This window comes from Streptococcus sanguinis (assembly GCA_013378335.1).
In the GTDB taxonomy this organism is placed as follows: domain Bacteria; phylum Bacillota; class Bacilli; order Lactobacillales; family Streptococcaceae; genus Streptococcus; species Streptococcus sanguinis_I.
In genome coordinates this window covers 83,442-107,368 of sequence record CP040556.1, presented here as the reverse complement: position 1 = coordinate 107,368, position 23,927 = coordinate 83,442, and the positions used below count along the sequence as shown (strand labels likewise).

Below are 23,927 nucleotides of genomic sequence, written 5' to 3'. Positions count from 1 at the left end.
TGTTTTTTACAACCCCAAATAATCCTCGACTGCTGCCTGCATTTGATCTGCAGCGACTGTCGTTTTATGACGCACTGGGGCTGTTTCTAAGCCATCCACGGCTGGTGGAAGGGCTACACCAGAAAGTTCGTGCAGTTGGTCCAAAGCCTCGAAGTCACTGAGTCCTGTTTGACCAGTCACAGCCTCAACGGCCACGACTGGGAATTTATAAGGACTAGCAGTAGATGCGATAACTGTCTTGCGCTGATCAGCTGTTTCTGCCAAGTATTTTTGATAGACAGCAGACGCAACGGCCGTATGAGGGTCTTCGATGTAGTTAGATGCTTGATAAACCCGCTTGATTTCAGCTGCTGTTTCTTCTTCTGTCGCATAGTCAGCTGCAAAGAGCTCTAAAATCTCAGCATCAAAGTCTGTCAGTTCATACTGTCCATGCTTATTCAGAGCCGCCATCAAACCAGCTGTTTTCTCAGCACTATTGCCAGACAGATGGAAAATCAAACGCTCCAAGTTAGAGGAAACCAGAATATCCATGGACGGACTAGACGTCACCTTGAAGCTCCGCTTCTTATCATAAACCTGAGTCTTGAAGAAGTCAGTCAGGACATTGTTTTCATTAGAGGCACAAATCAGCTTGCCAACCGGCAGACCGATTTGCTTGGCATAGTAGGCCGCCAGGATATTACCAAAGTTCCCCGTCGGAACTGTAAAGTTGACCTTGTCTCCTGCTGTGATTTCTCCCGTCTTCACTAACTGAGCATAGGCATAGACATAGTAGACAATCTGAGGCACCAAACGGCCGATATTCATGGAGTTGGCTGATGAAAACTGCAGTTTGTGCTCCAAGAGACGAGCTCGTAGGTCTGTGTCATTGAACATGTGCTTGACATTGGTCTGGGCATCGTCAAAGTTGCCATCAATGGCAACAACATGCGTATTGGCACCTGTCTGGGTCGTCATTTGCAGCTCTTGAACCTTGCTGACACCGTCTTTGGGATAAAAGACGATGATTTCAGTCCCAGGAACGTCCGCAAAGCCTGCCATAGCCGCCTTACCTGTGTCGCCAGAAGTCGCCGTCAAAATGACAATTTTGTTTTCCAAACCGTGCTTTTTGGCTGCGGTTGTCATCAAGTGAGGCAGGATAGACAAAGCCATATCCTTGAAGGCAATGGTCGCTCCGTGGAAAAGCTCTAGATTATACTGACCATCCAGCTTGACCAAGGGAGCAATCGCCGCATCATCAAACTTGCTGTCATAGGCATGGTTGATACAGTGGTCCAGCTCTTCTTCAGAAAAATCATCCAAAAAAGCAGACAAAACCAGCTTAGCTACTTCCTGATAAGAAGCGTCTTTGAGCTTGGAAAAGTCTAAATCGACCTGCGGATAGGTAATGGGCGTAAACAGACCGCCGTCTGTTGCCAAGCCTTGCAGAATCGCCTGGCTAGCTGTTACTCTATTCTTTTCGTCGCGTGTTGATTGATAAACTAAGGTCATTCTTTCTCATCCTTTATCTGTAGTTCGCTTTATTATACCAAAATTTATCAGAAAATTCTCGCTTTTTCACAGAGAATATAAGAAAAAGCCCATTTCTGGGCTTGTTTTCATCTTATTCATTCATAGATACGTGAACGTGGTCGTAATGGTTTTCAGTTACGCTGCCACGGTCTGGCATTTGGTTCCAAGTATTAGCTGGTCCATAAACGCTTTCAAATGGCGCGTAGAACTGTTGTTGCCAGATAACGTAAGAGATGCCTCTTTCAGTCATGTTAGAAGTAACATCGGCTGCGACCTGGTTTCCTAATTCAGTATTGTCACCAACGATAAAGTCAGCCGCCAAGCCTTTACCATGGTCACCACTATCACCTGGGCGGTAAAGACTAAATTCTGTAATTCCATATTTAGCTGCTATCTCTTCTTTCAGAGCAGCAGTTTGTGGCTGAAGACCTTCATTAGCAGGATTGTTAGTCGTCACGCTAGCTGCATCTGTTACAGCTGGAGCGTTGTAAGTTGTTGGCTCAACAGCGGCAGTTGCTTGACTGACCTGGTCTTGGCCTAATTCAGTCACTTCTGGTGCTGCCTCTGCTAGTGCTTCTGGACTTGCAGCAACTACTGGCTGTGGCGCTGCTTCTACTGGAGCGGCTGCATTGTCTTCCGCAGCTGGCGCTGCTTCACTTGCAACTTCTGCTACTGGGGCAGGAGCTTCTTCAGCAGGCGCTGGTGCTTGGTCTGCTGGAGCCGCAACAGCTTCCTCAACAGCTGGAGCTGGAGTTTCTGCTGCTTGAGCCGGTGCCGCAGGGGCTGCTTGCTCAGTACCAAAAATCTCGTCAGCTGTATAACTTTCTGTTACATATCCTGCGTTATTTCCTGCTTGGTAGCTTTGGATTTCTACAGAGGCAATTTCATTTTGTCCATTTGTTGTAACGGTCAAAACAGTACCTGGAAAAATCAAGTCTGCATTGGCAATTTGATTGATTTTTGCCAATTCAACAAGGTCAATATTCATTGCTTGAGCGATATTTCCCAAAGTGTCTCCATATTGAACAGTGTAAGTTTGTTGGTTTTCATTACTCGTAATATCCGCTTTAATTTGCTCAACTGTTCTGGCAGTCCAGTTTTGTGGCTGCTCCTCGGCTTTTGTTGTAAACAAAGGCAATGCTGACAAAGCAACAGTTGAAGCCAAAAGTAATTTCTTATTCATTTTCATTTGCATAATGCACCTTCCTAATCATTCATGATACGAAAACCATCTTACCATAAATCTTCTAAGAAAAAAGCCTTTTTCGACCTATTTAACAGAACTGTCTGCCTCCTGTAATATGGAGATTTGTTTGTAACATATTAAAATTGGCAGCAAGCAAAAGAACCCCATTTAGAGAGGTTCTTTTGGACTTATTTAAACTCTTGGTATTCTGTTAAGCTAAACCCGACCTAAGCTCTGGGCAAAATCATAAAATCTCCTAGAAGCTATCGCTTCTTCGTCCATTTTCCTATTTTTGCTGTGAGCTCTTAACGGTCTTGGTATCTTATTTCACCTTCATCATTCGGACAAGGCTGGCCCGTTCGGCTTCTTCCAGCTTCATTTCGATATAGTAGATGGTTTCTTTGAGGTCAGGGATGGTAGCATACTCTAGCCCGTTGACCCGGCGGCGGGTTTTCTCGATTTCATCCGCCATGAGCTGGCAGCTTTTTTCAATCTCAGCCAGTCGCAGCAGGTCCGGAAGCAGATCGCTCATGCTTTCAATAGTTTCATCCATTTGGCTGTTAGACGCCACATAGCTATAAACCACGTCTCCCTCGTCATCACTGTATGAATTGTCAATATGGGCATGCATCTTGGGCACGCGCACACTCATAATATTCTCTGTTTCCACATGCAGATTGACTTCCCGCATGGGCACAGCAAAGATTTCCTGGACCATGAGATCACTCTCCAATGCCTTGGCCATGACAAAATCCTGTAGGTGACCAACTAGAGCTGCTTCGACCTTTTGCCGGAGCTGATTGTTCTCACGGACAGACTCAATGAAGCGCCGCATCAGCTCATCCCGCTTATCCTTGAGCAATTTATGCCCACGGACAGCCGTTTTGAGACGGGCTTTTAAGTTATTCAGCTCCATCCGAGTCGGCTTGACATTGAGTCGCGTCATCTTTCTTCCTCCTTGGTCTGCGGCAGGTATTGGTCAATCATACCGTCCTTGATCCGCTTGAGCTCCGTTCTTGGTAAGATGGACAGGAGTTCCCAGCCCAGATCCAAGCTTTCCTCAATGGTTCGATTGGTCTGGAAACCTTGATTGATGTATTCCTGCTCGAAGCGGTCGGTAAAACGTACATAGAGCTTGTCCGTTTCGGACAGGGCGGATTCCCCCAGAACGACAGCCAACTCCTTGGCCTGCTTGCCTTGCGCATAGGCGGCAAATAGCTGGTTCATAGTTGCGGCATGGTCACCTCTGGTCTTGCCCTCACCCGATCCCTTGTCCTTGAGACGAGACAGAGAAGGCAGGACATTGATGGGCGGACGATAGCCGCTGTTGTAAAGGTCGCGTGAAAGGATAATCTGGCCTTCCGTAATATAACCTGTCAAGTCTGGAATCGGATGGGTAATGTCATCCTCTGGCATGGACAGAATCGGAATCTGCGTCACTGAGCCTTTCTTGCCAACCAGACGTCCAGCCCGCTCATAGAGGGTTGACAGGTTCGTATAGAGGTAGCCCGGATACCCACGGCGGCCTGGCACTTCACGACGAGCTGCAGAAACTTCCCGCAGGGCTTCACAATAGTTGGTCATGTCGGTCATGATGACCAGAACGTGCATATCCTTTTCATAAGCTAGGTACTCGGCTGCTGTCAGGGCAATCCGCGGCGTCGCAATACGCTCGATAGCTGGGTCATTAGCCAGATTGATAAAGAGCACCGAGCGGTCAATGGCTCCAGTCTCCCGGAGGTCATTCATGAAGAACTCGGCTTCTTCAAAGGTAATCCCCATGGCCGCAAAGACCACGGCGAAGTTTTCATCAGAGTTAAGCACGGTTGCCTGACGGGCGATTTGAGCGGCTAATTCCTTGTGGGGCAGACCAGAGCCAGAAAATACTGGCAGTTTTTGCCCCCGAACCAAGGTATTGAGGTGGTCGATGGCCGAAATTCCAGTCTGAATAAACTCATCCGGATAGTCGCGAGCTACTGGATTGATAGCTTGACCGTCAATATCCAGATATTTTTCTGGCAAGATAGCTGGGCCGCCATCAATTGGCTTGCCCATTCCATTGAAAATCCGTCCCACCATGTCTTCTGACACTGGTAGCTCTAGCGGACGGCCGGTAAAGCGAACCTTGGCTTTTTCTAGATTAATCCCACTGGAGCCTTCAAAAAGCTGGACCATAGCCTTATCTTCTTGGACTTCCAGAACCTGGCCCTGACGCTTGCTGCCGTCATGCAGCTGGATTTCTACCAATTCATTGAAATGCACACCAGCGACTTGGTCGACAATCATCAGAGGGCCGACAACTTCACTGACGGTGCGGTATTCTTTAATGACGCTCATTGTCTAGTCCTCCTTGTGCAAGAATCTGGTGCAGGGTTTCCTCAATAGTCTGACTGAGGGCCTGGATTTTTTCCAGCTGGTCTTCATGGACAAACTTGCTGCGGGCAATTCGGTCACGCAGCTCCACCGTTCCTTCCATGATTTCCCGGAAATAAGCTCCCAGCTCCAAGGCACGATTGGCCTCCGCATCGAAGGTCAGGATATTGCTCAATAAAGCCACCTGTTTTTTGAAAGAAGTATAGGTGTCCACATCATCAAAGGCATTCTGCTGCAGGTAGTCCTCGCGAATCATCTTAGCAGCATTCATGGTCAGGCGGTCCTTTTCAGACAAGGAATCCAAGCCTACCAAACGCACGATTTCCTGCAGTTCGCTTTCCTTTTGCAGGATATTCATGGCCTTGGTGACCTTCTCAGCCCAAGCAATCTTCTCATGCTGGTCGATATAGGCTCCCACTTCGTCTAGGTAGAGCGAATAAGAGCTCAGCCAGTTGATAGCAGGGAAGTGCCGACGTTGAGCAAGTTGAGCATCCAAGCCCCAGAAGACCTTGACAATCCGCAGGGTATTTTGCGTTACCGGCTCAGAAATATCTCCACCCGGAGGGGATACGGCCCCGATAGCAGTAATAGAGCCTTCACGCGCAGTCGAACCGAGCGTCTTGACCCGGCCTGCTCGCTCGTAATACTCCGCAATCCGGCTGCCAAGATAGGCTGGATAGCCTTCGTCACCTGGCATTTCTTCCAGACGGCCGGACATTTCCCGCAGTGCTTCCGCCCAGCGAGAGGTAGAATCCGCCATGATAGCCACCGAATAACCCATATCACGGAAGTATTCGGCAATCGTAATCCCTGTGTAAATTGATGCTTCCCGGGCCGCCACCGGCATATTGGAGGTGTTGGCAATCAGCACCGTCCGCTGCATGATGGACTGGCCAGTTGATGGGTCGATTAGTTCTGGAAATTCATTGAGTACGTCAGTCATTTCATTGCCACGCTCACCGCAGCCGACATAGATAACGATGTCAACATTGGCAAACTTGGCCACCTGGTGCTGAACCACAGTCTTACCAGCCCCGAATGGTCCTGGTACAGCAGCTGCTCCGCCCTTGGTCACTGGGAAGAAGGTGTCGATAACCCGCTGACCTGTCACCAAAGGCTCAACCGGAATCAGCTTTTGAGCGAAAGGACGACCTTGACGCACTGGCCATTTTTGCATGAGAGTCCCTTTAAAAATAGACCCATCCGCCTGCTCAATCTCGTAAACAGTCTCTTCGACAGCAAAACTGCCAGCAGAGATGTTGACCAAGCGTCCACTGATACCAACCGGCACCATGATGCGGTGCTCCACCAGATTAGTCTCCTGCACCGTTCCCAGAATATCACCAGCCTCAACCACATCTCCGACAGACAGACTTGGAGCAAAATCCCACTTAGTCTCTCGGTCTAGATTTGGCAATTGGACACCGCGGACGAGGAAGTCGCTCTCCGTGATGGTCTGGAAACGTTTCAAAGGCCGCTGAATCCCGTCAAACATCTGGGAAATCAGACCAGGTCCCAGTTCAACGGACAGAGGGCTTCCAGTCGTGATGACCGGCTCTCCCGGACCCAAGCCAGAAGTTTCCTCATAAACCTGGATAGAGGCTTGGTCCCGCCGCATTTCGATAATTTCACCGATTAGCCCCAAATCGCCAACCCGGCAGATATCCTGAATATTCGCTTCCTGCATCCCTGATGCCAGCACCAGAGGGCCAGAAACTTTGATAATCTTTCCTTGACTCACAATCTTCCTCCATTCTTGGGAGATTTTTCTTGCTTCTCCATGAAAATCAAAGAGCAAACTAAGTAACAGTTTGAATTTCATTTCCAAATAGTATTTTTTGATCCTTGCCGCGAGTTTGATATCCTTCTTAGCTAGCTCTACAGCAAGGATTGTTTCTTTTTATCTTAAAAATAAGATAAGGCTTTTATTTGCTGACCCTTTTCGTCGAAATTGTCTGGGCTGAGCCATTTTTCTAGACGGCTCTTGACGGCCGGCCAATCCTTGTCAATCATAGACAGCCAGTCAGTGTCTCGGTTGCGCCCCTTATAGACAAGAGCTTGACGAAACCTGCCTTCATAGATAAAACCAAGCCGTTCTGCTGCCCGCCTTGACGGCTGATTGAGGGCATCGCATTTCCATTCATAGCGGCGATACTCCAGCTCTTCAAAGACATAGCGTGCCAGCAAGTATTGGGCTTCAGTAGCCAGTCTGGTGCGCTTCAACTCGGGCGAATAGGTCACAGCTCCCACTTCGATGACACGGTTATTTCGGTCAATCCTCATCAAGGCAAAAGTTCCTAGAGCCTTACCGCTCTCCTTGTCTACAATCGCATAGTGAAAACGATCCTGAGCCGCCAGCATCTGATCTAGCTTCTGGGACCATTCCTCCTGACTTTGGGCAGGATTTTGAAAAAGATAGGTCCACATATCCGCAGGAGAATCCGGACCATACACTTCATACAAATCCGCCCCATGCTTTTCCTTGGACAAACGCTCGATAATAACATACTGGCCTTCGATTCGCTCCAGATTGGGCAAGTTTCCCGGCTGAAAATCCGGCAGAGCATCCCCAATGGGCTGACCTAGTTGATTGATTCGCATAAAAACCTCACAATATATCCTGTCCAACAGCCTTTTCGACATTTTCATGGATCCGCGAAAGAGCCAGACCCGTGCTCCCCTTATGGGTAGGGATAAGCACAAGAGCAGGAATCTCCAGCTGGTCATAGTAGGCCAGGGTTTCTGGAATATCCGCAGCTATATCCTCCGTCAGATAGATAATGCCGAAATCTTCGCGGGCGAGCCGACGCAGGGTATTGACCGTCTCCTGAGCTTCCTTCACTGGAAAGGTCTGAAAACCAATCAGCTTAAAAGGGAGAATGGTATCGCGATTCCCCACGACCGCAATCTTGTAGCTAGTCTTGTCCATAAATCGGTCGCATCCTTTCTCTGATAAGCTCTACGGGCAGCTGATTGTCCATTCCGGTCAAAATCAACCGCAGATTCTTGACTTCCAACTCCTTGCCCAGCAGATAGCGGGCCAGAGGTAGTGGTCCATCTGTCTCAAACTGACCAGCCGCCAGCAACTTAGCCTGCAAGAGGTCCGCTAGATATTCTAACTCTACTGTCGTCAAGGTCTGGTTCCGCATTTTTTCCTCATAGGAGCGCAGATCCAGATCGTAACCACAGGGATTGACCTGGCTAAACCAAGTCAAGAAATCCCCCTGCTCTGCCATAGCAATCCAGTTGGCAGCAGAAAGGCTTCCTTCATCAGACAGGAGCTGCCTCATAAAGCTGCGCGGTTTTCCCAAGCCAACAGCCCGCTTGACGGTGATGGCATTGTAAAAATCAATAGTCAGATTCACCAGCTGCAGCAGGCTCTCATCTTCCAACTCCTGTGTCAGACGCTTGAGATGCTGGAAATAAGCCATGTCCATGCCAATCTCCAGCACGCGCACATCCTGATAATCCTGGTATTCCTGCCAGGTCGCAAGCACCTCGTCCAGCATGAAATCTGGACAATACTCAGCCGAAAAGGCCATGACCAAGTGCTCCAAAACCTCCAGCGAATAGGTCCCCACCGGCATCAGCAAATGCTCCAAGGACTGACCTGTCGCCCGACCCTTTAGAAAAACTTTGAGATTGTGGTAGGTGTAGCGGAGCGTGAAAATCTCCACCAGCTCCTTACTTGGACTAATCTCAAGCGCCCAATTATAAACGGAATACAAATGCTTCATCAGTACTTGCTCAATGGCATTGAGATCCTTGATAGCTTCAGCATCCATGGCATAGACCGTTCCCTGCAGAAGAGCCGAACAGCTGGCAGGATCGTCAGCCTGCAGCAACTGTTCATATTGCTGGGGCGTCAAAAAGGAAGCCTCCTGCACACTAATGGCTGTATTGACTTGAGAGAAGCTTGTTTCACTCATGGTCCGCCTCCTATTCTGCCTGGTCTTTGAAAATATCCTGAGCCAGACGGTAGCTTTCCTCCTGCCAGACAAAGTCCAGCAAGTCACGATAGAGATAACTGTCATCCACCCGTCCCTGGCTTAGTACAAAACCTGCCTGACCGGCTATAGACTGGTCTGAAAAGTGTACTTGCGGAAAGGCCTTTTTCAAGCCTTCTAACTGGCTGGAGCTGAATTTCTCAGCTGATAGGGCACCGAAAACCAGTGTCAACTCTTCCTCTGGATATTTAGCAAGGACACTCTTCAGAAATTGCTCTTCCTCAATCTGTGACCAAGCCACCATCTGAGCATAGGATTCCTCAAAAAGCTCTCTGAGAACCCGCTGCTTGATGACCAAAGTAGACTGGCGCTTTTGATTTTCCAACTGCTGGATTTCACGTTGACTGCGCCGGCTGATTTCTTTGAGCTGCTGCTCCCGCTGTCCAAGCTTTTGCCGAACCAGCTGGGCCTCACGCTCCTTGGCTTCCTGCTCTATTTTCTCAGTAGCCTCGGCCAAAAGCAAACGCCCCTTCTCGTGAGCCTGCTCCAAGACAGAAGCTTTGAGATCTGATATGTCAGACATAAAAGCCTCCTTACTTCACATTCAGAACCATGATGAAGGATACAACGAAAGCCAAGATGGCGTAGGTTTCAACCATGGCCGCAAGGATAACTCCTTTCATGACCTCTTCCGGGCGCTTGGCCAAAATCTGAATACCAGCTGTCGCCACTCGCCCTTGGTGCTTGGCTGAAAAGTAGCCTACGATGGCAACCGGCAGAGCTGCTAGGAAATAAGCCACGCCTGATTGCAGAGCCAATTCTGGCTTGATATTAAAGAAAACGGTAATCCCGATAACAAAGCCGTAGAGACCTTGGGTACCCGGCAAAAGCTGCAGAATCAGAGCTTGAGCGAATTTTTCCGGCTGCTCTTTCAAGAGGGCTGCCGCTGCCTGACCTGTGCTTCCAACACCTAAAGCTGAGCCCATTCCGCTGAGAAAAACCGCCAAAGCTACTCCCAGACCTGCAAAAAAGGCGCCGCCGTAAGTTCCAAAATATGATGCTAAATGTTCCATGATTTACTCCTATGAAAATGCTGTAATCGTCATAAAACCAACAGCTAGTTGAATGAATAATACTTGTTTTGATGTTTTAGAAAGTGTTTTTATAAAGATGAGCTTCTCATCTCTTACCATAGTTCCTAATCTTTATTTCTTGCTTTGCTGAACGTATTTTTCGCTAGGCTTGAGCGGAGTGAAAGGCTTGCCGCCTCCGTCGTAGAATTTTCCAAAGAATTCCACGAAAATCAAACGTGCTCCGTGTACATAACCGGACAGAAAAGATAGAAACATATTGACCAAATGCAGGGCAATAAAGAGTAGAATGCCAATGCTAAAGCGAGCGACAGGTGGAAAGAGGCTGACAATCAGGTTAAAGGCCGAGCCAATGCTGGCTCCCGAAAGCCCCAAAGCCATCAGCCGCGTAAAGCTGACAAGATCTCCTACATAGCCGCTGACATTGTAGAGATTAAAGAGACCTGACCCCAGTCCTGACAAGCTCTTAGCACTGACAATGGATACTGCCAATATGCCCAGAGCATTGATGATGGCCAGCCACTGACCAATCGTTGCTGCAAAGGCCAAGGATGGAAAGAAATTCCCCAAGGCCAAGAGTAGCAGCCCCAGCAAAATAAGCACCCAAGCAAAGCCTGCATTATAAGCTTCTGCATAATCCTTAAGGCGGATATTTTTCAGACCGCTGAGGAAGAGACCTGCCAGCACTGTAACAAAGCCAAAGACGACCGAAATAACCAGAATCGTCATGGCGTCGGAGCTGGTGCTAATCAGAGCGAAGGGCAGTTCAAATCCAAAGAAAGAGCCATAAACCAGTCCCCAGATGATGACTGCCACACCCAGCAGGCGGAAGAATCGCAGATTCTTAGCCAGTCCCGGCTTGACATGCAAGAAGTGCAGCGCCAGACTGGTGCCCACAAAGAGCAAGAACCCGTAGCCAATGTCGGCAACCATCATGCCAAAGAATACAAAATAAAATAGGGAAACGACGGGGGTTGGATCCTTGTCACCATACTTAGGCAGGGAATACATCTCCGTCACTAGCTCGAAGGGCTCCACCAAGGCATTGTTTTTTAGCTTGGTCGGAACCTTATCTTCCTCGTCCTGTCGAATCTCTCTGGTCTGGATGAGAATGCTCTGGCCAAACTGCTCTGTCAAGCAAGCCTCAAGAGCTTGAACTTGATTGCTTTCGATCCAGCCTTCCAAGGCTGCCAGATTTTGCGTGCTGGCTAACTGGTTCTTACTTTCTTGACGGGAGGAGAGATTGCAGAGATAGTCCAGTTGAACCTTAAGCTGGTCCAGTTCATTCTTGGAAGCTGCCAGACTATTTGTCAGAGCTTCCGCCACAGCCTCCTGCTGTCGAATATTGGCCTTGAGCTGGGCTACCCTCTCAGCAGGCAGTTCCGCATGGTCAAACTCAAAGGGCTTAAAGCCATACTCTTTCATGATTTTGCGAACATCTTCCAGAGAGCCTGTCTTATAAAAAATAAGAACCCCATGCTCCGTATCATCGGTAAAGACTTCCTGAAACTTCAGATCAGGATATGCTCCCAGAGTCAGACGCAGAGCATCGTCGTCTGTATTGGGAATCGTCCCAATCAAAGCTCCCAGATGACTGAAAGTCGCAGCTGCTTGCGGTGTTAGCTCCAGTGGCTCCCACTTCTCCAGTGCAGCCACTTCCAAGCGGTCAGCTTCTATCTGTTCCTTAGCATCTTGTAAGACCTTAAGCTGCTTGCTGATTCCTTCTAATAGCGCTGCCTCATCTCGATCCTTACCTGCCTGCTCTAAAGCCGCAAAGGATAATTCCAAAGGATCTTCTTTTAAGGACTCTAGCAGCTTCTTTTTGGGCATAAAGGGCTCCAGCTCTGCAATCAGCCTCTCGAGCTTTTCCTGACGACTGAGCAAATCCTGCTGAGATAGCTGCCGATCTGGCCGGCCGACTAAAGCCTGCTCAAAGGCTGCCTGCCAGTCCTCTTCCTGCCGCAGGTCATGAATCTGAACCGACTCTAAGCCCTGTAGGTAAAAGAGAAGCTGGTCCAGCAGTTCCTTGGGCAAAAGCAGAGACAACTGCTGCATTTGACTAATGGCCATAGGCTTCTACCACCTTCTCTACAATGGCTCGCGCCAAGTCTGCTTTTTTGTCCGTCAGCGCAGCCGCAACCTTGTCCTCATTTTGCTGGGTTGTCTGCTCCAAGTCTTGCTGCAGGTGCACCAACTTTTGCTGGGAAGTCGCGGTTAATTCCTCTGCCAGCTTCTGCGTTTCAGCGTCATAGGTCAGACCCAGCTGCCTGAGATTTTCATCTACCTGCTGCCGTAGCTCCTGAGCCTGCTTCCTGTAGCCCATCAAAACTTCTTCTGCAGCAGTCTCAATTTCCTGCATTTTTTCAAGTGTTTCATTGGCCATCTATTCACCCCCTCGTTTTCAAAAACCTTCGAAAACGGATTTTAAAATCTGCATTCCTAGCTGACTGTCCAACCATCTGGCAAGTTATCTTCTGGAATACAGCTTCGTACTTGCATAAATTATAACATATTTTCAGAAAAACTGTCAGAGATTACTAAACAGGCATCTCAAACTAATAGGAAAAGCCGATATAGATTTGATTCATTTCAATACTTACAAATCAGGCTCAGCTGTGCACTCTTGATAAGTTTCAGTCTTGCAAACGGTTTATTTGTCTATAACTATGTTATAATATAAACAAATTCTAAGACAAATATAGAATAGCAGAAAAGTAAAAGTGGCTTCAATGTACCTTCCAGCCAGAACAGCCCTTAAACTTTTAATAAACATTATCCCATGAAGAAAGTGATTTTATGAGTCAGCAGAATATCTTGGCCATCATTGAGAGCCATCTTGACAAGATGACCGACTTGGAACAGAGGATTGGTCACTATTTTTTGAATCCAAATAGTATTCAAGAGGATTTATCCTCTTTGCAAGTCGCTCAAACCTTGCACATTTCTCAAGCAGCCTTGACCCGTTTCGCCAAAAAATGTGGCTTTAAAGGTTATCGAGAATTTAGCTTTCAATATCTACAGGATCTACCAAAGGCACAAACCGAGGCGGATAATATGCAAAGCAGCTTATCTCGTCATGTCTTGTACAACTACAATCAAATCCACCAGCAAACAAAAGAACTGATAGATGAGGAAAAGCTGGAGCGAGTGGCTCAAATCATAGAAGAGGCGGACCGAGTTTATTTCTTTGGAACAGGGAGCTCGGGCTTAGTAGCACGTGATATGAAGCTGCGCTTCATGAGACTGGGAGTCGTTTGTGAAGCCCTAACCGACCAAGATGGCTTCGCTTGGACAACTAGTATTCTGGACAAGAACTGCCTCGTTATTGGATTTTCTCTATCCGGACAAACCCAGTCCATCATTGACAGCTTGATTGACGCTAAAAATATGGGAGCAAAAACCATCTTGGTGACAGGACAACCTGAAAAGATTCAAGAAGACTTCACTGAAGTCGTTCCTGTTGCCCTTCAAAGCAAGCCTGAGTTTATCCTGCGAATTTCAGCACAATTCCCCATGCTTCTCATGATCGATCTTATCTATGCCTTTTTCCTCGAGATTAACCGCGAGAAGAAAGAAAAAATCTTTAACAGCTATTGGGAAAACCAGAAATTGAATGGCTACTACCGTCGCAATACCCACAAAAGATAAAAACGATTCAGGATTTTCTGACTCGTTTTTCTTTTTCGGTCTAACTTTTTTCTCTTTCTTTCACAAGGGAAGGATTGGCCCGTAGATTTCTAATTGAGGCTGAACTTTTTCCATATGAAAAGCATCGTAGGCACGCCACTTTTGATAAGTAGACTGATCCATTTTGAGGCTACTAAGACCAATTAAAAAACTAGCACGTTTATGGAATCTTTCAAGAGCAATGAGGAGGCGGTTATCCGGGGCTTTGGCTTTCTCCAAGCTCCTTAAAACTTCTGCTAAGCACTCGTAAAAGCGGATTTCATCACTTGATTGAATTGTCTTCTTTTGAAAATCTTCCATCAAAGAATCTAGAAGCTGAGCAGCTTCCTGAATGAAACTTCTTTCTGTCATTTGATTTTCCTCTTGAAAGACAAGGAACCTGAGAAAAATCTCAGGTTAAGCTTGTCTATTTTTGAAATGATAGTAGGCTCCAAACATACCCGCAGTATTTTGATGATGAGCAAAGGCCAGTTTGGTTTTGTCAGCAATGCTTGGGACTAAAGCATCCTGCAAAGTCGCCTGAATCCGCGGTCTAAGGATAGCTTCTTGTCCCATGATGCCGCCTCCTAGGATAACAACTTCCGGATTAACGACATAGCAGATATTGGCAATTCCTTGACCTAGATAGCCAACCATGCGATCGATGCCCTCGATACAGAGTTTATTGCCCTCAGTTGCTTCTTTGAAAATCCGACGGCCATTCCAATGCTCTGCGTCTTCTCCATGTAGCTCAGCCACATAATTGACCAGAGCTGTTGTAGATGCCACATCCTGAAAGGCTCCGTCTGGTAGATGCAGGTAACCGACCTCACAAGCAGAGTTACTAAAGCCATGGAAGACCTGACCATCTACGACCAGACAGCCTCCGATACCTGTACCGATTGTCAAACAAAGGGCAATCTTGGCTCCCTTGCCACTGCCCGACATAGCCTCCGCCAAGCCAGCACAGTTGACATCATTTTCAATCTCACAAGGCAGGGAGAATTTTTCTTCCAGCACTTTTTTGAACTGGGTCCCAGCGTAATTCGGAATCTGCGGCCCGGCATAGAAAATTTCACCCTTGTCTGGATCTACCATACCAGCTGAAGAAATACAAATCCCAGCCAGAGCTCCTTTTTCTAAATAGGCTGCAACAATGCCTTCAACTTTCTGCATAATTCCCGGACCGCCTTTGTGGGCCTCTGTTGGCATTTCATGTGCTTCCACCAAGGTTTCCGCCTCGTCAATTAAGCCATACTTGATATTGGTACCGCCAATATCAATAGCAAAATAGTGTTTCATAGCACACCTTCTCTCTAGTGTTTATCCTGTTGCTTATAAAAATTGCTCCTTGGTTTGTCTAATCAACTGAGCAGCTTCTTCCACAATTGGCCGATCACTTTCCTGTAGCGGTGTCAGAGGAGAGCGGACAGATCCGATGGCCAAGTCTTCGTTAATTTCCAAAACACCCTTAATAACAGCGTACATATTGCCGTGGGCGCTGGTTAATTTTCCGATGATGGCATTAATCGCATATTGCAATTCTTTAGCCCGTTCCAATTCCTTGTCAGCAATCAGTTGATTGAGTTTGAGAAAGAGTTCTGGCATAGCTCCGTATGTACCACCGATACCGGCTGCAGCACCCATAAGACGGCCACCTAAGAATTGCTCATCTGGACCATTAAAGACTACATGATCTTCTTCCCCAAGAGATACAAAGGTCTGAATATCCTGCACCGGCATTGAAGAGTTCTTCACACCAATCACGCGCTCATTCTTGAGCATTTCCTTGTAAAGGCCAGGAGTCAAGGCTACACCAGCCAGCTGAGGGATATTGTAAATCACGAAATCAGTATTAGGCGCCGCCGCACTGATGTCATTCCAATACTGGGCAACCGAATACTCTGGCAAACGGAAATAAATCGGCGGAATAGCTGCAATAGCATCGACACCCAAACTTTCCGCATGACGAGCCAGTTCCACGCTGTCTTTAGTATTGTTGCAAGCCACATGAGCAATGATAGTCAGACGCCCCTTAGCAACTTTCATCACTTCTTCTAGAACCCGTTTTCGGTCTTCCACGCTCAGATAGATACACTCGCCCGAAGAACCGTTGACATAAAGACCTTGCACGCCCTTGGCGATGAAATATTCCACTAAAGCGCGAGTCCGCTCCGGGCTGATTTCACCTTCCTCGTCATAGCAGGCATAGAAAGCAGGAATGACACCTTGGTATTTGGTCATATTTTTCATTTTCTTTTATCTCCAAATCTAAAATTTCTATAAATTAAGGCCTTTCGTATTTGGCAAAAATCTTCTCTAAAACAGTAATCTGCATGAAGGCCAATCCAGCAAAACCGATTAAAATAAGGAGCGACAGCCCTAGTAAAAGCAAAAGTCCTGAACTAAGAAGCACTGTCAAAATAGCTACTAGAATTGCTATCATCAGGAAAAACCAAGGAAAGTTAAGACTGAGCAAAACTAGACTAGTCTGTAACCCACCTATGAGAGACTGCTCAAATCGGCCAGCCAGTGGATAAACACACAAAAAGAGTGCTGTTGTAAAGATAAGAAGAGCAAAGCAGGCAACTTTCAGTATTTGAAAAGGCAGAGCCTCCTGCCCCCAGATAAGAAGGAGGTCAAAAATACTGATAGCAGACAGCATCAGCTCCAGCAGACCCAATTTGAAGCCCAACTGCCAATTTTCTCGGAAGGCCTTGATATAGACAGCCGTTACTTTTACACGACGACCGCCTTTGATCTCAAAAAGAGTTTGATAGAGGCTTAGCTTCGCAATACCAATGGTTAGAAGAGGCAGAGATGTCAGCAGAAAAAGCAAGTTTACAGTCGCTAAATCAAGGATTTTCTCACAAATCTGCATAAAGAAATTATCCGTATCAAAAATAGTCTCTATCAATCGGCTACCTCTTTTATCCATTGCTAGCCTCCTTTTCAAATATTAATCCAACAAAACTTTAAATACACACTTTTTAACTGTCTCTTCTCTGCCAGCAAATTGATTGGGCTGGTGGGCTTCTTCTGGCAAAAAAGCAGCAAAATTGAAACCGTCTAATAAGAGCGGATAAGTCTGTTCGCAAACAACAAAACCAATATCTCGACCTTCATCATAGGCTTCCTGAACTTCTCTAATCTGACAGCCATATTGGATCAGTTCATGCCCTTCCAAAAGAAAGTGCAAGTCCAAGTATTTCTGGTGAAATTCAAAGCTTTCCTCTTGCTGCTGACTGAGAGTATTTTCCTGCAAAAAGAAGAAGACCCTATCACCATCTACTTCATAGCGCCCTGAGTTTAGATTAGATACATCGTGACTCAGGAGATAATCAATGGCTGTATCGATATTTTTGTGAATCCCTCGATAGCGAACGAGATTCTCTAATTGATCAAAAATCATATTTCTATCCTTTAACAGCTCCCATAGTGATTCCTTGTGTGAAGGATTTTTGGAAGATGAGGAAGACTGCCACAATTGGCACTGCAGCCAAAGCAGCTCCAGCCATGATTAGGCCATAGTTGGTTGCCATTTCAGCCTGCATGGTCGCAACCCCGAGAGATATTGTCAGATTTTGTCTAGATGTCAACATAACCAACTGCATAAAGTAGTCGTTCCAAGTATTGATAAAGGTAAAAATAGCTAGAGCCGCAAAGCCCGGTTTGACAATCGGGAAAGCAACACTCCAGAAAGTCCGAATTTCGCCACAACCGTCGATTTTAGCAGACTCAAGAAGTTCTGTCGGAATGTTTTCACTGAACTGCTTCATTAGAAAAACTCCGAAAGGCCAGCCAACCAACGGTAAGATTACCGCAGCCAAGGTATCGTGAATTCCCATGAAATTCACAATACGCACTAGTGGTACCAGCACTACTTGCTTAGGCAAAGCCATGGCCGCAATGAAGATTGCAAAAAGAATCCGTTGACCATAGAACCGCTTCTTGGCCAAAACATATCCTGCCAAAGAAGAAGTGGCGCAGACCAGAAACATGGTCGCAAGCGAAATGAAAACACTATTCCACATCCATTGCATGGCTGGATTTTGCACCATCAATTGCTGGAAGTTTTCAACTGTTGGCATTTTTGGCCACCATTCTGGCGGAATGACAATCGTTGCTGGTTGAGATTTGAAAGCTCCTGTCAAAATCCAATAGAAAGGAAAGACAAAGAGGATGGTTAGTATGGCCAGAACAAATCCTGATACTACCTTAAAAACATTCATTTTTTTAGTTTGCATCTTCTTTCTCCTTTCTCTAGTATTCTACATCGTTTCCAAGAATCTTGAATTGGGCGAAGCTGATGATGGCAATCATGACTGCTAGAAAGACTCCCATGGTATTAGCGTAGCCGTATTCAGATAACTTGAAGGCTTTTTCATACAGATAGTACATGAGCGTACTGGTTGAGTAATTAGGTCCGCCTGATGTCAAGAGCTGAATCAAGGCAAAACACTGGAATGAGTTAATTGTAGTAATGATAGCAATGTAAAGGGTTGTTGGAAGCAGGCTAGGCCATTTGATCTTCCAGAAGACTTGCATTTCTGTCGCACCATCCACTCGCGCAGCCTCAACTAGAGAATTGTCAATATTTCCCATAGCTGCGATATAGAGAATGATAGGTTGACCCACAGAAGTTGTTAAGAGAATAATGATAATCGCTAGCAATGCCCAATGTTTATCGCCAAGCCAAGAAATATTTTGATTGATGACATGGCCTGACTTCAAAACAAAGTTCAAAATACCAGACAGCGGATCGTAGATCCATTTCCATACAACCGTCACAGCTACGCTCCCTGTAACAACTGGCAGGAAGAATACAAAACGGTAAAAGGAACGAGAGACAGCATTCATCTCATAAGTCTGCGAAGCCACAAACAAAGAGAAGAGAACTACAATCGGCACAGAGCCGACCACGATAATGACCGTATTAATCAGAGATTTCATAAAGACCGGATCTTTAAACATCCGAATATAATTATCAAATCCGACAAAAGTAAAGGAGGTCATCGTATAGTTAAAAAAACTAGTAACAAAACCCATAATCATAGGTGCCAAGACAAATACCGTGAAAAATATCAGAATTGGAGCTAAAAACGCGTATGATACTAGGGTTTCTTTCATTCTGATTTTATTGACTTTCACAATGAGGTACCCCTCTTTCAAGATTTTCTAACAAAATCCCCCTTTTTCTACTTCTAGAAACTGTCAACAGAAAAAGGGGAGGATTTCACATTTGCTTATTTTTTAGTAATTGTTTCGTTTGCTTTTTCTGTAAATGTCTTCAAAGCAGGTTCAACCTTTTCATCACCATTGGATACAGATTGGAGCATTGGGAACCAAAGTGTTCTCATTTCCGCAAAGCCATCAATAGTGTTGTAATATGGTGAATAGTACTGAGTCCATCCACTGATGGTTTCCATACGTTTATCATCATAGAGTTTTCCAAATGAAGTACGAACTGGGAAAGCACCTGTACGAACTACATTCTTAGGTCCCCATTCCTTGTCATCAGCGATAAATTGGACGAATTTCTTAGAAGCTGCTACTTTCTTTTCATCTTTATTGTTAAAGACTGCAAATCCGTTTACAAGATACTCAAGTGCTGGTTTGCCAGATTCTGATGGGAACGGTACTTCCACTACATCGACTTTGCTGGCTTCTAAAAGTTGCGCTTGAATACCATTTTGAGAAGGAGCCCAAAGAAGAGTGTAGGATGTTTGGCCGTTAGCAAAGTTTTGAATATCTGCTCCACCATCATATTGAGAGCCGTTCATCATCAAACCGTCATTAATCCAGCCAACTGCTTTTTCCAGTCCTTTGACAAACTTAGGATCATCAGTTGTGTATTTGGTAACTTTTTCATCTGTAATAGATCCGCCATAAAGATTAGCGATGAAGGCACGAGTTCCTTGGTCACCACCTTGACCATTACTAAAGAGGGAACCTGGAGTGTAGCCTTTATCTTTCAGAGCTTTCAGCACTTTTTCAAAATCAGATGTTGTCCAGCCTTCCTTTACAAGATTTGCTACACCGGCATCTTCCAACATTTTCTTATTGAAAGCCATATAGAATGGAGCAGAGCTGATAGGATACATGTAAGCTTTATCTCCTGCCTTGCTAGCTTGGATAATGTTATCATTATTGACGTCTTTGACAAAGTCATCAGTAAAGAGATCGTTCAAATCAGCTAATTTACCATTTTTTCCATACTGAATAATCCGACCTGGTGCATCAAACAAAACATCTGGTGCTGTGCCTGCTTCGATAGCTGTCGTAATCTTTTCAGGACCAGATTTAAAGTCAATAGTTTCTAGATTGACATGAATATCTGGATTCGCTTTTTCAAAAGCTTCGATAATTGATTTTTCATAAGTTCCAACACCATCGTTGGCATTTTCCTGTGTGAAGACTGGGAAAGCCCACCAAGTAATCTCTGTTTTGCCAGAATTACTGCCAGAGCTAGCTGTTTTATCTGATCCGCCATTGTTTCCACAGGCTGCTAAAGAAACAATTGCAGCACCTGTCAATAACGATGCGAATAATTTTCCGAATTTCATATCCTTTTCTCCTTAAAAATGAATTTCTCTTGAATATGGCCCTTTTCTTTACAAAAACTGAAAGACTTATTTGTCTTTGTTTTTCCAGCTTCAAGCAAGAATTGGGCTTGGCGATAGACATGGACCTGTTAGCCCTTCTTGTTTTACTGCTTCTTCAGAACAGTAAATAACTATTTTAGAATCTTAACTCGATAAATTCACTCCTTTTTAATAAATCTCTTTTTATAGATAGCGTTTTCATTTTTGTTTAAAATTCTTAAATTTCGATTCGTTCTTGACTATCAAAGTCAAATATATGAGCCTTAGGCATCTTAAAGGTAAAGCGAATCTTAGAGCCAGGCTCCAAATAGTTAGAAGCTTCCACTTTGGCTGAAAATTCTTGTACGCCAGCCTTACAATAGAGAACAGACTCACTGCCTAGCAACTCAGAAACGGTGACTTCAGCATCTACAGTGCTATCTGGAAAAGTATCTTCTACTATCAACTCAGCCGAGATATCCTCTGGTCGAATGCCCAGTATCACTTTCTTTCCTTCATAGCCTTTTTCTTCTAGGATTTTACGTTGACCGTCTGGAAGTCCTACAGCAAACCCTTGTCCATCTGTAAGCTGATTGCCCTCTAAGTTCACTTCAAAGAAATTCATAGCTGGACTGCCGATAAAGCCTGCCACAAATTTATTAGCTGGTTCGTTATAAAGTTCCTGCGGCGTACCGATTTGCTCGATTCGACCGATAGTACCTGTTCCTGCTTCGTTCTTAGTAGCTGACATGATAACGATGCGGTCAGCCAAGGTCATGGCCTCGGTCTGGTCGTGGGTTACATAGATAGTCGTCGCTCCAATACGACGGTGAATTTTTGCGATTTCTGCCCGCATGGACACGCGCAGTTTGGCATCCAAGTTGGACAAGGGTTCATCCATAAGGAAGACTTTGGCATCACGGACAATCGCCCGCCCCATAGCTACCCGCTGGCGCTGACCACCAGACAGGTCGGCTGGTTTACGATCCAGTAGCTCTTTCAGCCCAAGGATTTCCGCCGCTTCCTGAACTCTTTTGTCAATATCAGCCTTGTCATACTTGCGAAGCTTGAGCCCGAATGCCATATTGTCATAAACAGTCATGTGAGGATAAAGGGCATAATTTTGGAAAACCATAGCGATATCCCGATCTTTAGGAGCAATGTCATTGACAAGATTTTGATCAATATAGAGCTCCCCTTCTGTGATATCCTCAAGGCCTGCAATCATCCGCAAGGTTGTTGATTTCCCGCAACCGGAAGGTCCTACAAAAACGATAAACTCCTTATCCTTAATATCCAAATCAAAATTTTCAACAGAGTAAAAATCACTATTAGGATATTTTTTATATAGTTTATTTAATGTTAAGGTTGTCATTCATCTACCTCACTTATTTTAATCCTGCAACAAAGCGCTCTGTAATTTCTTTAGGCCGAGTAATGGCTCCGCCGACAACGATGCCTCTTACACCCAAATCATGTATCTGCTTGGCTTGACTCGGATAGTGAATCTTTCCTTCAGCGATGACATCAAAGCCTGCTTGACACAAGCGGCGGATTAGCTCAATGTCCGGTCCGTCAACCTTGGGGCTATAGGAAGTGTAGCCCGATAAGGTCGTGCCGACAAAGTCTACACCAGCTTCTACTGCAGCAGCAGCTTCCTCATAGGTACTGATATCTGCCATCAATAGCTGATGAGGATATTTGGCCTTGACCTGCTTGATGAAATCTGCAACTGTCAAGCCATCATGGCGTTCCCGCTTAGTACAGTCCAAAGCTATCACTTCAATATCCAGAGCAGCCAACTCATCCACTTCCCGCATGGTAGCCGTGATAAAAGGCTCTTGTGGCGGATAGTCGCGTTTGATAATTCCGATGATGGGCAGAGAAGTTACTTCCTTGATCTCCCGAATATCGCGAACGCTATTAGCTCGAATACCGACAGCACCACCCTGCTCAGCAGCCTTGACCAAGAGAGGGATGACTCCTCCAGCTTCAGTATAAAGCGGCTCCTGGGGCAAGGCTTGACAAGAAACAATGATGCCGTCTTTAATCTTGGCTATCAAATCATCTTTTAGAATCTGTGACATGAATATACAATTTCCTTTCGTAAGACATCTGTCTGATCAGATAGTCTAACAACTATCTAGGATCTCAGGCGGAGCAGAGAAGAAGGCCGTAAACAAATATTTTTACTTCCTTATCCTAGACTCCTTTTTTTAACTCGAGTATTTCATAATGTTATTATAAATAATTTTTAAAGCGCTTTCAATATTGTTTGAGATTTAGATTTTAGTTTCCGAATTTTCCAGAAAAACAGAAATTCCTGAAAGTACTTTCAGGATTTCATTTTGTAGAAAAGCCAATTAAGGAGCAAGCGAACTTCTAAAAAAGATTCTCATTTCTATCTATACTCCCTCAGGCAAGTAAAAAGGGCTAGGCCATTACCTAGCCCCAAAGGGGGGACGAATATTATCTCTCGGATTTAAAGTCCGAAATGAGACAAGGTCTTTTTATTTTGGTTCCGCAGAGCCAGTTAAAGACAGTATCACTGACACGGACATTCATAGTCTCATGCCCATACTCAGGCAGGAGATGATACTCCTTTTGTCCAGCCAAGCAGTTATAAATGGCAAACTGCGTGATAGGATAGCAAACATCATCCTCCAGACCAATAATCATTTGAACAGGACAGCTAATACGATGGGCCAGATTTTTCACGTCAATATAAGCAAGTGTCTGCAACAACTGTTCTTCTGTCTCATGAAAAGGATCATGGAATTTGAAATAACGAAAGAGCTCATCATAGGCTTCACTGGTATTGCCAATCTCCAAAACCCGTCTAAAGTCAGCAAGGAAGGGATAGATGGCTACAGTCTGCTTAATCCGAGAATTTAAAGCAGCTGCTACCAAGGCCAAGGCCCCACCCTGTGAACCTCCAAAACTAGACAAACGGTTTTCATCCACAAAGTCCAAACCAGCCACTAGCTCGATCAAGGTGTAAACATCCAGATAGACATCCTTGAAAAAAAGTTGATCCGGTCCATCTAGAGCCCCGCGTATAATATGTCCTTTAACAGTATTCCCGCGAACTTCTCTATTGCCATCCAGTGAATAGCCTGACTGACCACGGACATCCATCGACACCACACCCCAGCCTGCTGCCGTATAGGCCAGCATATCAGCCCAATCCCAGCCCTGCCCCATATAACCATGAAAATGAAACAATACCGGAACTTTTTCTGATAACTTAGGCACAACTAGCTTAGCATAGATTAGTCCACCATTTCCAGTCTTGAAAGTTAGCTCGTAACAAGCTGCATATGCAATTCGAAAATCTTTTTCCAGCAACTGGTAGTCCTGAGGCACTTCCACCTCCGCCACTTGTCTATTCCAAAAGGTATCAAAATCGTCAGGCATTTCATCTCTTCCGCGATAATGTAACATTTCTTTAAGTAAAGTAGGGTTTTTCATGTCTTATCCTCCCAACGATTCTTGAAACCTCTTTCATCATACCATAGAAAGAAGAAATTTTCAATAGGTTAATATATAGATTTTCTGTTTTTCTGAA

24 protein-coding genes are annotated in these 23,927 nt (G+C 45.5%); 1 reads left to right on the top strand and 23 read right to left on the bottom strand.

Features of this window, described 5'->3' with window-relative positions:
- Window positions 1-6: 6 nt before the first annotated feature.
- The 12 genes from FFV08_00630 to FFV08_00575 all read right to left on the bottom strand — a co-directional run bounded on the left by FFV08_00630 (window position 7) and on the right by FFV08_00575 (window position 12,492).
- On the bottom strand, window positions 7-1,491 hold the full coding sequence (locus FFV08_00630) for a threonine synthase (protein QLB51315.1): 1,485 nt from the start codon (window positions 1,489-1,491) through the stop codon (window positions 7-9).
- 112 nt (window positions 1,492-1,603) lie between these two features.
- Window positions 1,604-2,701 (bottom strand): LysM peptidoglycan-binding domain-containing protein, encoded by a 1,098-nt coding sequence (locus FFV08_00625; GenBank protein QLB53250.1) that lies wholly within the window; start codon window positions 2,699-2,701, stop codon window positions 1,604-1,606.
- Window positions 2,702-3,020: 319 nt separating this feature from the next.
- Window positions 3,021-3,644, bottom strand: a complete 624-nt coding sequence (locus tag FFV08_00620) for a V-type ATP synthase subunit D (GenBank protein ID QLB51314.1) — start codon at window positions 3,642-3,644, stop codon at window positions 3,021-3,023.
- Window positions 3,641-5,035: a V-type ATP synthase subunit B gene (locus tag FFV08_00615; protein ID QLB51313.1), complete on the bottom strand. Its 1,395-nt coding sequence runs from the start codon at window positions 5,033-5,035 to the stop codon at window positions 3,641-3,643. The genes FFV08_00620 and FFV08_00615 overlap by 4 nt, the downstream gene beginning before the upstream one ends.
- On the bottom strand, window positions 5,022-6,893 hold the full coding sequence (locus FFV08_00610) for a V-type ATP synthase subunit A (protein ID QLB51312.1): 1,872 nt from the start codon (window positions 6,891-6,893) through the stop codon (window positions 5,022-5,024). The genes FFV08_00615 and FFV08_00610 overlap by 14 nt, the downstream gene beginning before the upstream one ends.
- An 83-nt stretch (window positions 6,894-6,976) precedes the next feature.
- Entirely contained in the window at window positions 6,977-7,672 is a 696-nt protein-coding gene (locus FFV08_00605; protein ID QLB51311.1) for a GNAT family N-acetyltransferase, read from the bottom strand.
- A gap of 7 nt (window positions 7,673-7,679) precedes the next feature.
- Window positions 7,680-8,000 (bottom strand): V-type ATP synthase subunit F, encoded by a 321-nt coding sequence (locus FFV08_00600; protein QLB51310.1) that lies wholly within the window; start codon window positions 7,998-8,000, stop codon window positions 7,680-7,682.
- Window positions 7,987-9,000, bottom strand: coding sequence for a V-type ATP synthase subunit C (locus FFV08_00595; GenBank protein ID QLB51309.1), 1,014 nt, complete (start codon window positions 8,998-9,000; stop codon window positions 7,987-7,989). The genes FFV08_00600 and FFV08_00595 overlap by 14 nt, the downstream gene beginning before the upstream one ends.
- 10 nt (window positions 9,001-9,010) lie before the next feature.
- Entirely contained in the window at window positions 9,011-9,601 is a 591-nt protein-coding gene (locus FFV08_00590) for a hypothetical protein (protein QLB51308.1), read from the bottom strand.
- 10 nt (window positions 9,602-9,611) lie between these two features.
- Complete coding sequence (locus tag FFV08_00585) at window positions 9,612-10,091, bottom strand: V-type ATP synthase subunit K (GenBank protein ID QLB51307.1); 480 nt, start codon at window positions 10,089-10,091, stop codon at window positions 9,612-9,614.
- 132 nt (window positions 10,092-10,223) lie between these two features.
- Window positions 10,224-12,179 carry a V-type ATP synthase subunit I gene (locus tag FFV08_00580; protein ID QLB51306.1) on the bottom strand — a complete coding sequence of 652 codons (1,956 nt, stop codon included), beginning with the start codon at window positions 12,177-12,179 and terminating at the stop codon, window positions 10,224-10,226.
- Window positions 12,169-12,492: a hypothetical protein gene (locus FFV08_00575; GenBank protein QLB51305.1), complete on the bottom strand. Its 324-nt coding sequence runs from the start codon at window positions 12,490-12,492 to the stop codon at window positions 12,169-12,171. Before FFV08_00575 ends, FFV08_00580 begins: the two co-directional genes overlap by 11 nt.
- A gap of 413 nt (window positions 12,493-12,905) precedes the next feature.
- On the opposite strand from FFV08_00575, the gene FFV08_00570 reads away from it, so the two are divergent.
- Complete coding sequence (locus FFV08_00570) at window positions 12,906-13,757, top strand: MurR/RpiR family transcriptional regulator (GenBank protein QLB51304.1); 852 nt, start codon at window positions 12,906-12,908, stop codon at window positions 13,755-13,757.
- A 60-nt stretch (window positions 13,758-13,817) separates the two neighbouring features.
- Here FFV08_00570 and FFV08_00565 read toward each other — a convergent pair whose 3' ends face one another.
- The 11 genes from FFV08_00565 to FFV08_00515 form a co-directional block, all read right to left on the bottom strand.
- On the bottom strand, window positions 13,818-14,147 hold the full coding sequence (locus FFV08_00565) for a DNA helicase (GenBank protein ID QLB51303.1): 330 nt from the start codon (window positions 14,145-14,147) through the stop codon (window positions 13,818-13,820).
- A gap of 45 nt (window positions 14,148-14,192) precedes the next feature.
- Window positions 14,193-15,077 carry an ROK family protein gene (locus FFV08_00560; protein QLB51302.1) on the bottom strand — a complete coding sequence of 295 codons (885 nt, stop codon included), beginning with the start codon at window positions 15,075-15,077 and terminating at the stop codon, window positions 14,193-14,195.
- A gap of 33 nt (window positions 15,078-15,110) precedes the next feature.
- Window positions 15,111-16,028 (bottom strand): N-acetylneuraminate lyase, encoded by a 918-nt coding sequence (locus FFV08_00555; protein QLB51301.1) that lies wholly within the window; start codon window positions 16,026-16,028, stop codon window positions 15,111-15,113.
- Between the two features lie 34 nt (window positions 16,029-16,062).
- Window positions 16,063-16,713: a DUF624 domain-containing protein gene (locus FFV08_00550; protein ID QLB51300.1), complete on the bottom strand. Its 651-nt coding sequence runs from the start codon at window positions 16,711-16,713 to the stop codon at window positions 16,063-16,065.
- A 21-nt stretch (window positions 16,714-16,734) separates the two neighbouring features.
- Window positions 16,735-17,187: a DUF386 domain-containing protein gene (locus FFV08_00545; GenBank protein QLB51299.1), complete on the bottom strand. Its 453-nt coding sequence runs from the start codon at window positions 17,185-17,187 to the stop codon at window positions 16,735-16,737.
- Between the two features lie 4 nt (window positions 17,188-17,191).
- Entirely contained in the window at window positions 17,192-18,022 is an 831-nt protein-coding gene (locus tag FFV08_00540) for a carbohydrate ABC transporter permease (GenBank protein ID QLB51298.1), read from the bottom strand.
- Window positions 18,023-18,038: 16 nt separating this feature from the next.
- Entirely contained in the window at window positions 18,039-18,926 is an 888-nt protein-coding gene (locus FFV08_00535; GenBank protein QLB51297.1) for a sugar ABC transporter permease, read from the bottom strand.
- Window positions 18,927-19,021: 95 nt separating this feature from the next.
- A complete protein-coding gene (locus tag FFV08_00530; GenBank protein ID QLB51296.1) occupies window positions 19,022-20,341 on the bottom strand; it encodes a carbohydrate ABC transporter substrate-binding protein in 1,320 nt (439 codons plus the stop codon).
- A 256-nt stretch (window positions 20,342-20,597) separates the two neighbouring features.
- Window positions 20,598-21,734, bottom strand: coding sequence for a sn-glycerol-3-phosphate ABC transporter ATP-binding protein UgpC (gene ugpC, locus FFV08_00525; GenBank protein ID QLB51295.1), 1,137 nt, complete (start codon window positions 21,732-21,734; stop codon window positions 20,598-20,600).
- Window positions 21,735-21,747: 13 nt separating this feature from the next.
- Entirely contained in the window at window positions 21,748-22,446 is a 699-nt protein-coding gene (locus FFV08_00520) for an N-acetylmannosamine-6-phosphate 2-epimerase (protein ID QLB51294.1), read from the bottom strand.
- 382 nt (window positions 22,447-22,828) lie between these two features.
- Window positions 22,829-23,830, bottom strand: coding sequence for an acetylxylan esterase (locus FFV08_00515; GenBank protein QLB51293.1), 1,002 nt, complete (start codon window positions 23,828-23,830; stop codon window positions 22,829-22,831).
- Window positions 23,831-23,927 lie beyond the last annotated feature (97 nt).

Excerpts from the sequence above, each read along its gene's own strand:
- FFV08_00630 (QLB51315.1), bottom strand. The coding sequence starts at position 1,491 with ATGACCTTAGTTTATCAATCAACACGCGACGAAAAGAATAGAGTAACA.
- FFV08_00625 (QLB53250.1), bottom strand. The coding sequence starts at position 2,701 with ATGAAAATGAATAAGAAATTACTTTTGGCTTCAACTGTTGCTTTGTCA.
- FFV08_00620 (QLB51314.1), bottom strand. The coding sequence starts at position 3,644 with ATGACGCGACTCAATGTCAAGCCGACTCGGATGGAGCTGAATAACTTA.
- FFV08_00615 (QLB51313.1), bottom strand. The coding sequence starts at position 5,035 with ATGAGCGTCATTAAAGAATACCGCACCGTCAGTGAAGTTGTCGGCCCT.
- FFV08_00610 (QLB51312.1), bottom strand. The coding sequence starts at position 6,893 with ATGAAATTCAAACTGTTACTTAGTTTGCTCTTTGATTTTCATGGAGAA.
- FFV08_00605 (QLB51311.1), bottom strand. The coding sequence starts at position 7,672 with ATGCGAATCAATCAACTAGGTCAGCCCATTGGGGATGCTCTGCCGGAT.
- FFV08_00600 (QLB51310.1), bottom strand. The coding sequence starts at position 8,000 with ATGGACAAGACTAGCTACAAGATTGCGGTCGTGGGGAATCGCGATACC.
- FFV08_00595 (QLB51309.1), bottom strand. The coding sequence starts at position 9,000 with ATGAGTGAAACAAGCTTCTCTCAAGTCAATACAGCCATTAGTGTGCAG.
- FFV08_00590 (QLB51308.1), bottom strand. The coding sequence starts at position 9,601 with ATGTCTGACATATCAGATCTCAAAGCTTCTGTCTTGGAGCAGGCTCAC.
- FFV08_00585 (QLB51307.1), bottom strand. The coding sequence starts at position 10,091 with ATGGAACATTTAGCATCATATTTTGGAACTTACGGCGGCGCCTTTTTT.
- FFV08_00580 (QLB51306.1), bottom strand. The coding sequence starts at position 12,179 with ATGGCCATTAGTCAAATGCAGCAGTTGTCTCTGCTTTTGCCCAAGGAA.
- FFV08_00575 (QLB51305.1), bottom strand. The coding sequence starts at position 12,492 with ATGGCCAATGAAACACTTGAAAAAATGCAGGAAATTGAGACTGCTGCA.
- FFV08_00570 (QLB51304.1), top strand. The coding sequence starts at position 12,906 with ATGAGTCAGCAGAATATCTTGGCCATCATTGAGAGCCATCTTGACAAG.
- FFV08_00565 (QLB51303.1), bottom strand. The coding sequence starts at position 14,147 with ATGACAGAAAGAAGTTTCATTCAGGAAGCTGCTCAGCTTCTAGATTCT.
- FFV08_00560 (QLB51302.1), bottom strand. The coding sequence starts at position 15,077 with ATGAAACACTATTTTGCTATTGATATTGGCGGTACCAATATCAAGTAT.
- FFV08_00555 (QLB51301.1), bottom strand. The coding sequence starts at position 16,028 with ATGAAAAATATGACCAAATACCAAGGTGTCATTCCTGCTTTCTATGCC.
- FFV08_00550 (QLB51300.1), bottom strand. The coding sequence starts at position 16,713 with ATGGATAAAAGAGGTAGCCGATTGATAGAGACTATTTTTGATACGGAT.
- FFV08_00545 (QLB51299.1), bottom strand. The coding sequence starts at position 17,187 with ATGATTTTTGATCAATTAGAGAATCTCGTTCGCTATCGAGGGATTCAC.
- FFV08_00540 (QLB51298.1), bottom strand. The coding sequence starts at position 18,022 with ATGCAAACTAAAAAAATGAATGTTTTTAAGGTAGTATCAGGATTTGTT.
- FFV08_00530 (QLB51296.1), bottom strand. The coding sequence starts at position 20,341 with ATGAAATTCGGAAAATTATTCGCATCGTTATTGACAGGTGCTGCAATT.
- ugpC (QLB51295.1), bottom strand. The coding sequence starts at position 21,734 with ATGACAACCTTAACATTAAATAAACTATATAAAAAATATCCTAATAGT.
- FFV08_00520 (QLB51294.1), bottom strand. The coding sequence starts at position 22,446 with ATGTCACAGATTCTAAAAGATGATTTGATAGCCAAGATTAAAGACGGC.
- FFV08_00515 (QLB51293.1), bottom strand. The coding sequence starts at position 23,830 with ATGAAAAACCCTACTTTACTTAAAGAAATGTTACATTATCGCGGAAGA.